Source organism: Bradyrhizobium sp. CSA112 (genome assembly GCF_029051645.1).
Classification (GTDB): Bacteria; Pseudomonadota; Alphaproteobacteria; order Rhizobiales; family Xanthobacteraceae; genus Bradyrhizobium.
This window is the reverse complement of record NZ_JAACFS010000004.1, coordinates 404,163-418,748: the sequence shown is the minus strand read 5'-3', so window position 1 is coordinate 418,748 and position 14,586 is coordinate 404,163. Positions and strand designations below refer to the sequence as shown.

The 14,586-nt window shown below is 62.1% G+C and carries 14 protein-coding genes; 10 read left to right on the top strand and 4 right to left on the bottom strand.

Annotation, left to right across the window (positions count from 1 at the left end):
• Window positions 1-15 precede the first annotated feature (15 nt).
• The 4 genes from GWE18_RS12035 to GWE18_RS12020 form a co-directional block, all read right to left on the bottom strand.
• Window positions 16-1,632 carry a pilus assembly protein gene (locus GWE18_RS12035; protein WP_275185953.1) on the bottom strand — a complete coding sequence of 539 codons (1,617 nt, stop codon included), beginning with the start codon at window positions 1,630-1,632 and terminating at the stop codon, window positions 16-18.
• 303 nt (window positions 1,633-1,935) lie between these two features.
• Complete coding sequence (locus tag GWE18_RS12030) at window positions 1,936-2,148, bottom strand: cold-shock protein (RefSeq protein WP_002714433.1); 213 nt, start codon at window positions 2,146-2,148, stop codon at window positions 1,936-1,938.
• 270 nt (window positions 2,149-2,418) lie between these two features.
• Complete coding sequence (gene infA / locus GWE18_RS12025) at window positions 2,419-2,703, bottom strand: translation initiation factor IF-1 (protein WP_057853167.1); 285 nt, start codon at window positions 2,701-2,703, stop codon at window positions 2,419-2,421.
• A 24-nt stretch (window positions 2,704-2,727) separates the two neighbouring features.
• Window positions 2,728-4,167 (bottom strand): DEAD/DEAH box helicase, encoded by a 1,440-nt coding sequence (locus tag GWE18_RS12020; protein WP_275186008.1) that lies wholly within the window; start codon window positions 4,165-4,167, stop codon window positions 2,728-2,730.
• A gap of 565 nt (window positions 4,168-4,732) precedes the next feature.
• Between GWE18_RS12020 and urtA the strand changes: the two genes are divergently transcribed.
• From urtA to ureC, 10 genes are all read left to right on the top strand, one after another.
• A complete protein-coding gene (gene urtA, locus GWE18_RS12015; RefSeq protein WP_057853165.1) occupies window positions 4,733-6,049 on the top strand; it encodes an urea ABC transporter substrate-binding protein in 1,317 nt (438 codons plus the stop codon).
• 130 nt (window positions 6,050-6,179) lie between these two features.
• Window positions 6,180-7,793 (top strand): urea ABC transporter permease subunit UrtB, encoded by a 1,614-nt coding sequence (gene urtB, locus GWE18_RS12010; protein WP_275185949.1) that lies wholly within the window; start codon window positions 6,180-6,182, stop codon window positions 7,791-7,793.
• A complete protein-coding gene (gene urtC, locus GWE18_RS12005; RefSeq protein ID WP_275185948.1) occupies window positions 7,790-8,956 on the top strand; it encodes an urea ABC transporter permease subunit UrtC in 1,167 nt (388 codons plus the stop codon). The genes urtB and urtC overlap by 4 nt, the downstream gene beginning before the upstream one ends.
• 4 nt (window positions 8,957-8,960) lie before the next feature.
• The gene (gene urtD / locus GWE18_RS12000; RefSeq protein WP_275185947.1) at window positions 8,961-9,722 is read left to right on the top strand and encodes an urea ABC transporter ATP-binding protein UrtD; all 762 of its coding nucleotides are present in this window, start codon (window positions 8,961-8,963) and stop codon (window positions 9,720-9,722) included.
• A 157-nt stretch (window positions 9,723-9,879) separates the two neighbouring features.
• Window positions 9,880-10,575, top strand: coding sequence for an urea ABC transporter ATP-binding subunit UrtE (urtE, locus tag GWE18_RS11995; RefSeq protein WP_057853162.1), 696 nt, complete (start codon window positions 9,880-9,882; stop codon window positions 10,573-10,575).
• 45 nt (window positions 10,576-10,620) lie between these two features.
• Window positions 10,621-11,457 carry an urease accessory protein UreD gene (locus tag GWE18_RS11990; protein WP_275185946.1) on the top strand — a complete coding sequence of 279 codons (837 nt, stop codon included), beginning with the start codon at window positions 10,621-10,623 and terminating at the stop codon, window positions 11,455-11,457.
• Window positions 11,458-11,502: 45 nt separating this feature from the next.
• The gene (locus GWE18_RS11985) at window positions 11,503-11,805 is read left to right on the top strand and encodes an urease subunit gamma (protein WP_275185945.1); all 303 of its coding nucleotides are present in this window, start codon (window positions 11,503-11,505) and stop codon (window positions 11,803-11,805) included.
• A 70-nt stretch (window positions 11,806-11,875) separates the two neighbouring features.
• Window positions 11,876-12,181: an urease subunit beta gene (locus GWE18_RS11980; protein WP_275186007.1), complete on the top strand. Its 306-nt coding sequence runs from the start codon at window positions 11,876-11,878 to the stop codon at window positions 12,179-12,181.
• Between the two features lie 56 nt (window positions 12,182-12,237).
• Entirely contained in the window at window positions 12,238-12,774 is a 537-nt protein-coding gene (locus GWE18_RS11975) for an HD domain-containing protein (protein WP_275185944.1), read from the top strand.
• A gap of 23 nt (window positions 12,775-12,797) precedes the next feature.
• Window positions 12,798-14,513, top strand: a complete 1,716-nt coding sequence (ureC, locus tag GWE18_RS11970) for an urease subunit alpha (protein WP_275185943.1) — start codon at window positions 12,798-12,800, stop codon at window positions 14,511-14,513.
• Window positions 14,514-14,586: the final 73 nt, after the last annotated feature.

The window sequence follows — 14,586 nt, the reverse complement described above, 5'->3', positions numbered from 1 at the left end:
GCCCCTTCTGCCAGGTCAGTGCGTGATATGCGCGGTCCGCAGCGCGTGCTTGAACATGGCGTCCAGCGCATCCTTGATTTCTTGGGGCGTGTTCGCGGTGCGGAAGAAATCAGACGACGACGCGCATTTCCGCAGGCTGGCCGGAATGTACTGAATGTTGTTGTTGGCATAGGTGCCTTCGTTGCCGGCAAAGCTCGTATTCACGGGATCGATCTTTTCATAGGGAATATAAAGCACGGAAACTTTGATGCCGCGGCCCTTGAGGGCTTGGCAGGAGGGAACGGTCGTCAGGGTGTTCTGGAGATCAATCGTGGTGGCGTGGTTGCTGCCCGACCAGGAGCCGTTGGGAACGCCTTTCACCTGGTTGTTTTGTGCGCCGTCGGTGACGAGGAAGACGAAAGGCTGCGGGGTGGTCGGCGTGCTACCGTCGCCGACCTGGCCGCTGCCGCCGGAGATGAGGCTATTGACCGAAGTAAGCGCGGCACTGATATGCGTGCCGCCGGAGCCAAGGTTTGCATTCACATTTGTGTCAAGCAGCGTGGCAAGGTTTGCGGCCGCGTAGTTGATGGTGCCGGGGGTGGTGGGAAGGCCGTTGATGTCTTTGGTCAGCGGAAAATAAGCGTAGAGATACCGAATGAACGGGTAGAGACCGATCTTGAACTGGTCGGGAACCTTCTTCTCGGCGTTCGCAGTTTTGAACAACTCGGTCAAGGCGTAGCCGACCGCGTCGAGGCGCAACTGGATGCAGTCGTCGGTGCCAGCGGTCGGGCAGTTTGAAACCGCGGTCAGGCCCCCCCCAGTCAGGTCTGACTTCGGCCCGGGGTTCTTGGGGGCATACAGCGAGTTCGGCAGGCCTGAAGCGATGCCGGTCGGCAGTTGCTGCTGTTTGGGATAAGTGTTGTTTGTCATGAGGAGACTTGTGTATCCGCTTTGGCTCACGCGCGAGATTTTATAGCCCAAGCAGTAGTTGTTCGTTGGGTATCCCTGGGTCCCGCTATTGGTGCAGGCGCTGTTCTGCGGCGCAAAATGGCAGGCGAAGGCGCAGCCGGTGGGATATTGGCGATAGTTATCCGGGTTGACTTGGGCAAGCCGCGTCTGCTCGGCCTGCGTCGACGCCAGGCCCATCGACCCCGAGACGTCCAGCGTCAGATAAAAATCGAGATACGGCGGCAGCGAGGCGGCCGAGCTGGAAAAGCCCGTTACCGTCAGCTTCTGAAACCCGACCACTTTCATGAAGGTTACCGGTACATCGGCAGTGAACTCGACTTTGGCATCCAGCTTGATTCCGGTCTTCGTAACGGTGCTGGTGCGAACCAGATTTTGGTAGCCGGTGATCCCGCTCATGTTGGCGTCAAAGACATTGTTGGCATCGGTAACGCCGGCGGTGACCGAGCCGTTGCCTGTCATGACCGAAGCCGCGAGAAAGCCCGGCGACTTCTGTGAAAGCGCGGCGATGCCCGCGGCGTCTGCCGCGGATTGCAGTTTTGCCTTCATCCTGGTCGCCATCGAGTAATCCACCGCACAGCCAATGGCCGATATCAGGGGGATCGCCGCGATCGTAAAAATGATGGCGACGTTGCCGCGTCGATCGCGGCAGAAACGGGCAACATACTGCTGAAGACGGAATGGCACGAGAACGCCCCCCTGGCTATCCAAAGTGCGTGATCGTAGCCGCAGCCCCCCTAAGTGCCCCTTAATTTGATTGCCGAAAAACAGGCTGATCTCGGATGTGATCGATTTCAGGAGTCGTCGGTTACGATCTCTTTACTACTTTGGGTCTGTGAAGGCTTGGGCTGGCTTCGTGAAGCCGCCACGCCTGCGCTTTCTCCGTCGATCGCCAGATCGCTCGCATCGACCAAATAAAAAAGGCCGCGCATCAGCGCGGCCTTTTTATATTTCGAACGGGATTTCTCGGCCGAGGCCGGAGGAAATCCCTTATCCGGCGGCGCGCAGATTGTCGGCCGAAGATTTGCCAGAGCGGCGATCTGCCACGATTTCGTAGGAGATCTTCTGGCCTTCACGCAACGTTCCGAGGCCGGCACGCTCGACAGCGCTGATGTGCACGAACACGTCATTGCCGCCGTCATCCGGCTGGATGAAGCCATAGCCCTTGGTTGCGTTAAACCACTTCACGGTTCCCATGCTCACGGGGGTAGTCCCTTCTCAGATATACAAGTCGTAGTCCGCCTCGCGACGGGCTGGTGAGATCGAATTTTTGGAAGGGTCGTCAGCGTCTAAACCGGCTGTACCGGTGGATAGCTAATGTCGTCCGGCCGAAAATCGATGCCCAATATTATTCGATAGTAGGGTTCAAAACAATCCTGACGTGCACGATTTTTTGATTCGGCCGGCCAGCCGCCCTCGCTCGCGCACGATATGGCGTATCGGGCACGATTTTGGGAGGCGTTTGCGGGCGCGTTACCGGCGGCGGAACTGGCCGCCGCGCGGCGGCCCACTACGCGGGGCTCCGGTACTGGGACGCTCGTCCTTGTGACGGAAGATCAGGCGTCCCTTCTCCAGATCATAGGGCGACATTTCGATCGTGACCCGATCGCCTGCCAGCGTCTTGATCCGGTTCTTCTTCATCTTGCCGGCGGTGTAGGCAACAATCTCGTGTCCGGCGTCAAGCTGCACGCGGTAGCGCGCGTCGGGGAGGATTTCGGTCACCAGTCCTTCGAACTGGATCAGCTCTTCTTTAGCCATGATGGTCTCCAGGTCGATCGAGGCTTAGCGCTGCGGTCGGTGGGTACGGTTGGGTTGAGTATTCGGACGGCTCTCGCGATGCAAGAAGGCGACGCCCTGCATACCCTCACTTTTCCCGCCTTGGCTCTTGCCGGCCTGCTGCGCCGGGCGCGGCTGTTCGTGCCGGTTCGGCTGCGGCGGCGCATTATTACCACCACCGCGGCGGCGTCGGCGAGGGCCTTTTGAAGCCTGTACGCCGTCATTGGAACGGACCGTGTGGGCGCGCGGCGCCGACCGTCCGCCCCGGTGCTGGGCGGGCTGCTGCGAGGCTGCCGGCGCGGCGTCCCGGCTGCCCGGCGTGCGGCGGTCTTCCCGCGGCAGTGCAATGCGAATCAACCGCTCGATGTCGCGCAGATAGCCCATTTCCTCCGCGCCCGCGATCAGCGAGATCGCGATGCCCTCGGCACCGGCGCGGGCGGTGCGGCCGATGCGGTGGACGTAGGTTTCCGGCACGTTGGGCAGGTCGTAGTTCACGACATGGCTGATGCCGTCGACGTCGATGCCGCGGGCGGCAATGTCGGTGGCAACCAGGGTGCGGATCTCGCCGGTGCGGAACGCCGCCAGCACGCGCTCGCGATGGTTCTGCGACTTGTTGCCGTGGATGGCGTTGGCGTTGATGCCGGCTTTGGCCAGTACCTTCACCACCTTGTCCGCGCCATGCTTGGTGCGAGTAAACACCAGCGCGCGGTCGACCGGTTCCTGCTTCAGAAGCTGCGCCAGCACGGCCGGTTTGGCCGAGAAATCGACCTGGATGATGCGCTGGGTGATCCGGTCGGCGGTTGCTGCCACCGGCGTCACCGCCACGCGGGCGGGGTCGCGCAGCATGGATTCGGCGAGTTCCGCGATGTCCTTCGGCATGGTGGCCGAGAAGAACAGCGTCTGACGCTTGATCGGCAGCTTGGCGACGACTTTGCGGATGTCGTTGATGAAGCCCATGTCGAGCATGCGGTCGGCTTCGTCGAGCACGAGGAACTCGACCTGGCCGAGCTTCAGCCCGTTGCTCTGGACGAGATCGAGCAGACGGCCGGGGGTCGCTACCATCACTTCGACGCCCTGCATGACCGAGCGGACCTGACGGCCCATCGGCACGCCGCCGATCGCCAGCGCCGAGCTCAGGCGGATGTGGCGGCCATAGGCGTTGAAGCTGTCGAGGATCTGGCCCGACAATTCGCGGGTGGGCGAGAGCACCAGCACGCGGCAGCTCTTCGGCTGCGGCCGGATGCGGTTCTCCAGAATGCGGTGCAGGATCGGCAGCGCAAAGGCTGCGGTCTTGCCGGTGCCGGTCTGGGCGATGCCGACGACGTCACGGCCGGTCAATGCGATCGGGATGGTCTGGGCCTGGATAGGCGTGGGCGTGTGGTAATTTTCTTCCTTGAGCGCACGCGAGATGGGATCGGCAAGGCCGAAATCCTGAAAGGAGGTCAAAAGGTGGTTCTTTCCATTAAAAAAAAAAGGCAGGCGCCCGGCGATGTCTGCCAGGAGCGCGCGAGTGTGTCTGAGACACCCGCGTGTTTGGGGCGTCGGTTTTGCTAGCTGAAGGGGGCAAGCCAGAAACCGCAAAACGGGATCAGAACACGCGGCTCGCAAGGACCTGATGATTCTCTAGGTCACGCGCATCATATGGAGCACCCGCGCTGCGCTTTCAAGCTGAATTCCGCGCACGTTGTCTGCGCGGTTAAGGAAACAGGCTCGCCAGACCGCACAACGACGCCCGCTAGAAGCCAAAACGATCAAAAATCGTGCAAGAAATTTAGCCAAATTGCGACATTTGCTCAAAAATTAGATAGTTTGCCGCCAAAGCATACATTTTCGCAGTTCAAAAAATAGGCAGGTCTGGCGCCGCCGATTTCCGCGCGCGCGGGATTCCCAAGCGATTAGATGGGCTTACTCTCTTCCCAAACCGTGGCATGGTTCTTGCGATTCCGTTAATGCAGGCGGCCGTGGGGCCGTTTCGCAGCGTTCAACGTCTGCGTCAGGGAGATGACACCTCATGCTTACTCAATTGACTCACGATATAGCGACGGTGAGCCGCCGTCGCTGGCTGGCGGCCACCGCCGGCCTGGTTTTGGGCTTGGCTGCGTTCTCCAACGCCAAGGCGCAGGAGACTATCAAGGTCGGCGTCCTGCACTCGCTTTCCGGCACCATGGCCATCAGCGAAACCACGCTGAAGGACACCGTCCTCTTCCTGATCGATGAGCAGAACAAAAAGGGCGGCGTGCTCGGCAAGAAGCTTGAGGCTGTCGTCGTCGACCCCGCTTCGAACTGGCCGCTGTTTGCGGAAAAGGCGCGCGAGCTGATCACCAAGGACAAGGTCTCGGTCGTGTTCGGCTGCTGGACCTCGGTGTCGCGCAAGTCCGTGCTCCCGGTGTTCAAGGAGCTGAACTCGATCCTGTTCTACCCCGTGCAGTACGAGGGTGAGGAGAGCGAGCGCAACGTGTTCTACACCGGTGCGGCGCCGAACCAGCAGGCGATCCCCGCCGTCGACTACCTGATGAAGGACGAGAAGGTGAAGCGCTGGGTGCTGGCCGGCACCGACTACGTCTATCCGCGCACCACCAACAAGATCCTCGAAGCCTACTTGAAGTCGAAGGGCGTCAAGCAGGAAGACATCATGATCAACTACACGCCGTTCGGTCATAGTGATTGGCAGACGATCGTGGCCGACATCAAGAAGTTCGGCTCGGCCGGCAAGAAGACGGCCGTGGTCTCCACCATCAACGGCGACGCCAACGTTCCGTTCTACAAGGAGCTCGGCAACCAGGGCATCAAGGCGACCGACATTCCAGTTGTCGCGTTCTCGGTCGGTGAAGAAGAGCTCGCCGGCATCGACACCAAGCCGCTGCTCGGCCATCTCGCCGCCTGGAACTACTTCCAGTCGATCAAGGACCCGGCCAACGAAAAGTTCATCAAGGCCTGGCAGGCCTACACCAAGAATCCGAAGCGCGTGACCAACGATCCGATGGAAGCGCACGTCATCGGCTTCGAAATGTGGGTCAAGGCGGTCGAGAAGGTGAAGTCGACCGATCCGGACAAGGTAATCGACGCGCTGCCCGGCATCGAAGCCAAGAACCTGACCGGCGGCACCTCCAAGATGCTGCCGAACCATCACATCACCAAGCCGGTGTTCATTGGCGAAATCAAAGCCAACGGCCAGTTCGACGTGGTGTGGAAGACCCCGGGCCTGGTGGCCGGCGATGCATGGTCGAAGGAGCTCGAAGGCTCCAAGGACCTGATCGGCGACTGGGTCGGCAAGAAGTGCGGTAACTACAACACCAAGACCAACAAGTGCGGCGGTCAGGGCTCCTGATCACCGCTCCTGATCACCGCGTGACTTGAAACAAGAAGACTTCCAAGAAAACTATCCAGGTACTTCCAAGAGACCGGAGAAGGCGGCGATGCCGCCGCCTTCTCCCCACTACTCCTGCCGGGGTTGTATTGTGTCTGCCAATTTCCTCGACCGTCTTCGCGCGGTTTTGCTCGCAATCCTTTTGACGACAGCCTTCGCCGTGCCGGCGCTGGCGGGTCCGTTCGAGGACGCGGTCGCCAAATTCGCCAATGACGACTTTTCCGACACTGACGAAGCGATCGGCGCGGTTGCGGCTTCGGGCAATCCGCTGGCGTTTCCCATCATCAGCGCGCTGCAGGAAGGAAGGCTATCGGCCGATCCTGACACCAAGAAGGTTTTCGTGACGGGGAGCGACGGCAAGATCATCGATGCCGCTACCGGTGCCGCCGTCGACAAGCTGCCCGATAGTGCGGCTGCAGTCCGCCTCAACAACCGCCTGCGCCGCGCCGTGGAGGCAGCCGTTGGCAGCCTGACGCTGCTGTCGCCCGATCCCGCCAAACGCATCGCGGCCGCGCAGTCGGTCTTCAAGAGCCATGAGGAGAGCGCGCTCCCCGTGATCGACGGCGCGCTTGCGAAGGAAACCAACAAGGCGGTCAAGGCCGCCTTCACCGAAGCCCGCGCCGCCATCCTGCTCTACAAGGCCGATGCGACTGAGGTCGAGAAGCTCGAAGCCGTCGCCATCGTCAAGGCCAAGGGCGACCAGGAAGCGATGGCGTTGTTGACCGGATTGGGCAACGAACTGCCGCCCAATGTCGCGCGCGCCGTGACCAGTGCGATCGCCTCGATCCAGAGCAATCTTGCAACGTGGTCGATGGTGCAGAATGCCTGGTACGGCCTGTCGCTCGGCTCGGTGCTGCTGCTCGCGGCGATTGGGCTGGCCATCACCTTCGGCGTCATGGGCGTCATCAACATGGCCCATGGCGAGATGGTGATGCTCGGGGCCTACACCACCTTCGTGGTGCAGGAGGTGATCCGCACCCGCTATCCCGGCCTGTTCGATTACTCGCTGCTGATCGCGGTGCCGCTGGCGTTTCTGGTGGCCGGCGCGATCGGCGTCTTGATCGAGCGCGGCATCATCCGTTTCCTCTATGGCCGCCCGCTGGAAACGCTGCTCGCGACCTGGGGCCTGTCGCTGGTGCTGCAGCAGGCCGTGCGCACGATGTTCGGTCCCACCAACCGCGAAGTCGGCAATCCCTCCTGGATGAGCGGCGCGTTTGAAGTCGGGCAGATCACCATCACCTATAACCGGCTCTGGATCCTCTGCTTCACGCTCGCCGTGTTCGTCATCCTGCTCGCCATGCTGCGCTATACGGCCCTTGGGCTCGAGATGCGCGCGGTGACGCAGAATCGCCGCATGGCGGCCTCGATGGGCATCGCGACTTCGCGCGTTGACGCGCTGACCTTCGGCCTCGGCTCGGGCATCGCCGGGATCGCCGGCGTGGCGCTGTCGCAGATCGACAATGTCAGCCCCAACCTCGGCCAGAGTTACATCATCGATTCCTTCATGGTCGTCGTGTTCGGCGGCGTCGGCAATCTCTGGGGCACGCTGGTCGGCGCCTTCACGCTCGGTATCGCCAACAAGTTCCTGGAGCCGGTAGCCGGCGCCGTGCTCGGCAAGATCGCCATTCTGGTGCTGATCATCCTGTTCATCCAGAAACGGCCGCGCGGCCTGTTCGCGCTCAAGGGCCGGGCGGTGGAAGCATGACGCCGCATGTCCTGACGCGTTCGCTGGACCGTAGCGCATCCATCTTCATCCTGGTGGTCGCGGGCCTCGGCGTGCTGATCCCGCTCTCCAACCTGCTGCTGCCGGCGGGCTCGACGCTGCAGGTGCCGACCTATCTGGTCGCGCTGTTCGGCAAATACGCCTGCTACGCCATTCTCGCGCTTTCGATCGACCTGATCTGGGGCTATTGCGGCATTCTCTCGCTCGGCCATGGCGCGTTCTTCGCGCTCGGCGGCTACGCGATGGGCATGTACCTGATGCGCCAGATCGGCAGCCGCGGCGTCTACGGCAATCCGATCCTGCCCGATTTCATGGTATTCCTGAACTATCCAAGCCTGCCGTGGTACTGGTACGGGTTCGACATGTTCTGGTTCGCGGCGCTGATGGTTCTGCTGGTCCCGGGGCTGCTCGCGTTCTGCTTCGGCTGGCTGGCGTTCCGCTCGCGTGTCACCGGCGTCTATCTCTCGATCATCACGCAGGCGATGACCTATGCGTTGCTGCTCGCATTCTTCCGCAACGATTTCGGCTTCGGCGGCAATAACGGCCTGACCGACTTCAAGGACATTCTTGGCTTCAACGTGCAGGCCGACGGCACCCGCGCGGCGTTGTTTGCATTAAGTTGCCTGACGCTGATCCTGACTTTCCTGATCTGCCGGGCGGTCGTGACCTCAAAGCTCGGCAAGGTCTTGATCGCGATCCGCGATGCCGAATCCCGCACGCGCTTCCTCGGCTACCGCGTCGAGTCCTACAAGCTGTTCGTGTTCACGCTGTCGGCCTGCATGGCCGGCGTCGCCGGTGCGCTCTACGTGCCGCAGGTCGGCATCATCAACCCGAGCGAATTCGCGCCGGGCAATTCGATCGAGGCGGTGATCTGGGTCGCGGTCGGCGGCCGCGGCACGCTGGTGGGCGCGGCGCTCGGCGCCGTCGTCGTCAACTATGCCAAGACCTTCTTTACGTCGGGCCCGCTGGCGCCGTACTGGCTGTTCATGCTGGGCGCGCTGTTCATCCTGGTGACGCTGCTGCTGCCGAAGGGCATCGTCGGCACCTTCTCCGCATGGCGGGAGTCCCGGAAAGCAACGGAAAAGGCCAATGCCGAAAGCGCTGCGCGTGAAGACGGCGTCGGCGAACCGAACCCGGCGGAGTGAGCGCATGAGTGTCATGGAGGGAAGGACCACTTCCGCGCTGCTCTATCTCGACGGCGTGCATGTCTCATTCGACGGCTTTCACGCCATCAACAATCTGTCGCTGACGCTCGAGCCCGGCGAGATGCGCGCCGTCATCGGCCCGAACGGCGCCGGCAAGACCACGATGATGGACATCATCACCGGCAAGACCAAGCCGGACGAAGGCACGGTGCTGTTCGACGGCATCACCGACCTGACGCGGCTTGACGAAACCCGCATCGCCGAACTCGGCATCGGCCGCAAATTCCAGAAGCCGACGGTGTTCGAGAGCCAGACCATCGAGGACAATTTGCTGCTGGCGCTGAACGTCGATCACAGCGTGAAGGGCACGCTGTTCTGGCGTGGCAACAAGGCCGAGGCCGAGCGGATCGACCGCGTGCTGGAAACCATTCGGCTCACGGATGCCCGCAGCCGGCTCGCCGGAAGCCTGTCGCACGGCCAAAAGCAGTGGCTCGAAATCGGCATGCTGCTGGCGCAGGATCCAAAACTGCTTTTGGTCGACGAGCCGGTCGCCGGCATGACCGACGTCGAGACGCACCAGACCGCGGAGCTGCTCAAGGAAATCAACAAGGAGAAGACGGTCATGGTCGTCGAGCACGACATGACCTTCGTGCGCGAACTCGGCGTCAAGGTGACCTGCCTGCATGAAGGCACGGTGCTGGCGGAGGGGACCATCGATCAGGTCTCGTCGAACGAGCGGGTGATCGAAGTGTATTTGGGAAGGTGAGGAATATGCTGACGGTTCCTCGTGAACGCTGTCATCGTCCGCGAACGCGGACGATCCAGTACTCCGAGACGGTGAGCTGTACCGCAGAGGCTCGACGTACTGGATACCCCGCCTTCGCGGGGTATGACGCAACCTCTCGGCCGGAGCGAAGTGCGAAATGCTGAAGGTCGACAATATCAGCCTCTACTACGGCGCAGCCCAGGCTTTGCGCGGCGTCTCGCTGTCCGCCGAGCCTGGCAAGGTGACGTGCGTGCTCGGCCGCAACGGCGTCGGCAAAACCTCGCTGCTCCGCGCCATGGTCGGCCAGTATCCGATCGCGGGCGGGTCGATCACGCTCGACGGCAACGATATCACCGGCCTGAAGCCCTACGAGCGCGCCCGGCGCGGCATCGGTTTCGTGCCGCAGGGCCGCGAGATTTTTCCGCTGCTGACGGTGGAAGAAAATCTCAAGACCGGCTTCGGGCCGCTGAAGCGCGAGGACCGCTATATCCCCGACGATGTATTCTCGCTGTTTCCGGTGCTGAATACGATGCTCGGACGGCGTGGTGGCGACCTCTCCGGCGGGCAACAACAACAATTGGCGATCGGTCGCGCTTTGGTGATGCGTCCAAAGCTGTTGCTATTGGACGAGCCGACTGAAGGCATCCAGCCCTCGATCATCAAGGACATCGGCCGCGCCATCTCGTATCTGCGCAGTCTCGGCAACATCGCGATCGTGCTGGTCGAACAATATCTCGACTTTGCCTGCGAGCTCGGCGACAATTTCGCAGTCATGGACCGTGGCGCGGTGAAATATGCCTGTGACCGCGCCAACCTCGATCCTGCCGAGATCAGCCGCCAGATGGCGCTGTAACGTCGCGCTTCGAGCGTTGCGCCATAACGCGTTTTTGGGGGACGGATGCGGACCGATAGCACGCGCGCCAACGCTGCGACATTTGCGGCCAACCGCGCTCAGGGCGCGGTGAGGTTTGGCGTGCATCTGCAAGATGGCGTCACCCGCCGCGGGGACCTGCATGAATCCGGCTCGCTGCGCGTGCGCTTTCCTTCTCCTGAGCAAGAGGGCCTGTCCGGCGTATTCGTCAACACGGCCGGCGGCATCGCCGGCGGCGACCGTTTCGATATCGACATCACGGCAGGCGAGGGGGCCCGGCTGACGCTGACGACGGCGGCGGCCGAAAAGATCTATCGCGCGCCCGGTGCTGCGGCAGAGCTCAGCATCGCCCTGAAGGCAGAGCGCGGCGCGCATCTCGCCTGGCTGCCGCAGGAGACCATCCTGTTCGACCGCGCGCGCATTTCGCGCCGCATTGATATCGACCTGGCCGAAGACGCCTCACTTCTGCTCTGCGAAATCGTGGTGTTCGGCCGCGCCGCGATGGGCGAAACGATGCGGCACGGCGAGTTCATCGACCGCTGGCGCGTGCGCCGCGGCGGCCGGCTGGTGTTCGCGGAGACCGTCCGGCTCGATGGCGATATCGGCGCAAAACTGGCGCGGCGGGCGATCGCCAACGGCGGCGTCGCGATCGGCACCGCGCTGATCGTGCCCGGCGACGCGGCGCTGGTAGAGCGGATCCGCGAGGCATCGGAGACCTTCGGCGGCGAGGTCGGCATCTCCTGCTGGAATGGATTTGCAATGGCCCGCTTCTGTGCCCAAGATGCCGTCCGGCTCCGCGCCGATATGATGGCTGTGCTCGGCCGCGCCAGCGGCGTGGCGTTGCCAAGGCTTTGGCTTAACTAATAAAGGTTTTGGCTAAATTAGGTCTTCAATCACCAGAGTGCTCGCATGAATCTGTCTCCCCGCGAAAAGGACAAGCTCTTGATCTCGATGGCGGCCATGGTGGCGCGCCGCAGGCTCGAGCGCGGCGTCAAGCTCAACCATCCTGAAGCCGTCGCCATCATCTCCGATTTCATCGTCGAGGGTGCCCGCGACGGCCGCACCGTTGCGGAGCTGATGCAATCAGGCGCGCAGGTCATCAGCCGCGCGCAGTGCATGGATGGGATCGCGGAGATGATCCACGACATCCAGGTGGAAGCAACATTTCCCGATGGGACAAAACTCGTCACCGTGCATGAGCCGATACGATGATGTGCGTGGATCTATCGTCATGGCCGGGACAAGCCCGGCCATGACGCAGCAAGTGTGTGAGGTAACGAAGATGATCCCCGGCGAACTCTTCATCAAGGACGGCGAGATCGAACTCAATGCCGGCCGCAAGACCGTGACGCTCACGGTCGCCAATACCGGTGACCGCCCAATCCAGGTCGGCTCGCACTACCATTTCTTCGAAACCAACCCCGCGCTGAAATTCGATCGCAAGAAATCCCGCGGCATGCGCCTCGACATCGCCGCCGGCACTGCGGTGCGCTTCGAGCCCGGCCAGACCCGCGACGTGCAACTGGTCGCCCTCGCCGGCAAACGCACGGTCTACGGCTTCCGCGGCGACGTACAGGGCAAGCTGTGATCTCTAGCCTTTTGGCCAGAAGGTCGCCGACCGCTAGAGAAGGCTGTGACATGTGGATGCCCCCGATATGCCTCGTCTCCGAAGCCGCCGAGTTCGCCTCGCGCCGCCACACGGGTATGGCGCGCAAGGGGCGTGGCAACGAGCCGTACGTCAATCACCTTGCCGAGGTAGCAAATTTGCTTGCGACAGTCACCGGAGGTCGTGACGCTGAACTAGTCGCGGCTGGTTGGCTTCATGATACGATCGAGGATACGGCCACCACGCAGGAAGAGCTTGCGCAAAAATTCAGTGAGCGCGTTGCCAGTCTGGTAGCAGAAGTGACCGACGATATGAGGTTGCCCAAGAGCGCTCGTCATCAACTGCAGATCGTAGAGGCGCCCGGAAAGTCGCCGGACGCAAAGCTGATTAAGATTGCCGACAAGATCAGCAATCTCCGCGCGCGCATCGTGCCCGATCCGAGTCAGGACGAACGCAACGATCTCGCGGCCTATACGATATTTGCCGAAAAAGTCGTCGCCGGATGCCGTGGCGTCAATGCAAAACTCGATGCCGAATTCGATGAAGCCGTAAGTGCGGCTAAGACTGCGTTCTGAGCGCAGGGAAATAGGGGGCTGACATGTCCGTAAAAATCAAACGTAGCGTCTATGCCGACATGTTCGGGCCGACCACAGGCGACAAGGTGCGGCTCGCCGACACCGATCTCATCATCGAGGTCGAAAAGGATTTCACCACCTACGGCGAGGAGGTGAAGTTCGGCGGCGGCAAGGTGATCCGCGACGGCATGGGGCAGTCGCAGGTCACCAACCGCCAGGGCGCGGCCGATACCGTCATCACCAATGCGCTGATCGTCGATCACTGGGGTATCGTCAAAGCGGACGTCGCGATCAAGGAAGGCATGATCGCGGCGGTCGGCAAGGCCGGCAATCCCGACATCCAGCCCGGCGTCACCATCGTGATCGGGCCCGGCACCGACGTGATCGCGGGGGAGGGCAAGATCCTCACCGCCGGCGGCTTCGACAGCCACATCCATTTCATCTGCCCGCAGCAGATCGAGCACGCGCTGATGAGCGGCGTCACCTCGATGCTCGGCGGCGGCACCGGGCCCTCGCACGGCACCTTTGCGACCACCTGCACGCCGGGCCCCTGGCACATGGCGCGGATGATCCAGTCGTTCGATGCCTTCCCGGTCAATCTCGGCATTTCGGGCAAGGGCAATGCGGCGCGGCCCGCCGCGCTGGTCGAGATGATCAAGGGCGGCGCCTGCGCGCTAAAATTGCACGAGGATTGGGGCACCACGCCGGCCGCGATCGACAACTGCCTTAGCGTGGCCGACGATTACGACATCCAGGTGATGCTGCATTCGGATACGCTCAACGAATCCGGCTTCGTCGAGGACACCGTCAAGGCCTTCAAGGGCCGCACCATCCACGCCTTCCACACCGAAGGCGCCGGCGGCGGACATGCGCCTGACATCATCAAGATCGCTGGCTTAAAGAACGTGCTGCCGTCCTCGACCAACCCGACGCGCCCGTTCACCCGCAACACCATCGACGAGCATCTGGACATGCTGATGGTGTGCCACCATCTGGATCCCTCGATCGCCGAAGATCTCGCCTTTGCCGAGAGCCGCATCCGGAAAGAAACCATCGCCGCGGAAGACATTTTGCACGATCTCGGCGCGCTCTCGATGATGTCGTCGGACTCGCAGGCGATGGGCCGGCTCGGCGAAGTCATCATCCGCACCTGGCAGACTGCCGACAAGATGAAGAAACAGCGCGGCGCGCTGCCGGAGGACAAGGGCAACGACAACGACAATTTCCGCGTCAAGCGCTACATTTCGAAATACACCATCAACCCCGCGATCGCGCACGGCGTCTCGAAGCTGATCGGCTCGGTGGAGAAAGGCAAGCTCGCCGATCTCGTGCTGTGGTCGCCGGCCTTCTTCGGCGTGAAACCCGACTGCATCATCAAGGGCGGCTCGATCGTGGCGGCGCCGATGGGCGATCCCAACGCCTCGATTCCGACGCCGCAGCCGGTGCATTACCGGCCAATGTTTGCCGCCTATGGCAAGTCGCTGACCGCGTCCTCGGTGGTGTTCACGTCCAAGGCCGCCATCACGGGCGGGCTGGCGCGCAAGCTCGGCATAGAAAAGGAGCTTTATCCCGTCAAAAACACCCGCGGCGGCATCTCCAAGAAGAGCATGATCCATAACGGCGCCACCCCCAAGATCGAGGTCGATGCCGAGACCTATGAGGTGCGCGCAGATGGCGAGCTTCTGACATGCGCGCCGGCCGAGGTCCTGCCCATGGCGCAGAGGTATTTCATGTTCTAAAGCGCGATCAGCAAAAGTGGATTCCGGTTTTGCGTCCGATCGCGCTTCTGAGTTAAGGTCCGTCCCGGAACTC

What these genes read in the sequence shown, in the direction of transcription:
- infA (WP_057853167.1), bottom strand. Translation starts at nt 2,703, where the DNA reads ATGGCTAAAGAAGAGCTGATCCAGTTCGAAGGACTGGTGACCGAAATC.
- urtA (WP_057853165.1), top strand. Translation starts at nt 4,733, where the DNA reads ATGCTTACTCAATTGACTCACGATATAGCGACGGTGAGCCGCCGTCGC.
- urtC (WP_275185948.1), top strand. Translation starts at nt 7,790, where the DNA reads ATGACGCCGCATGTCCTGACGCGTTCGCTGGACCGTAGCGCATCCATC.
- urtD (WP_275185947.1), top strand. Translation starts at nt 8,961, where the DNA reads ATGAGTGTCATGGAGGGAAGGACCACTTCCGCGCTGCTCTATCTCGAC.
- urtE (WP_057853162.1), top strand. Translation starts at nt 9,880, where the DNA reads ATGCTGAAGGTCGACAATATCAGCCTCTACTACGGCGCAGCCCAGGCT.
- GWE18_RS11990 (WP_275185946.1), top strand. Translation starts at nt 10,621, where the DNA reads ATGCGGACCGATAGCACGCGCGCCAACGCTGCGACATTTGCGGCCAAC.
- GWE18_RS11985 (WP_275185945.1), top strand. Translation starts at nt 11,503, where the DNA reads ATGAATCTGTCTCCCCGCGAAAAGGACAAGCTCTTGATCTCGATGGCG.
- GWE18_RS11980 (WP_275186007.1), top strand. Translation starts at nt 11,876, where the DNA reads ATGATCCCCGGCGAACTCTTCATCAAGGACGGCGAGATCGAACTCAAT.
- GWE18_RS11975 (WP_275185944.1), top strand. Translation starts at nt 12,238, where the DNA reads ATGCCCCCGATATGCCTCGTCTCCGAAGCCGCCGAGTTCGCCTCGCGC.
- ureC (WP_275185943.1), top strand. Translation starts at nt 12,798, where the DNA reads ATGTCCGTAAAAATCAAACGTAGCGTCTATGCCGACATGTTCGGGCCG.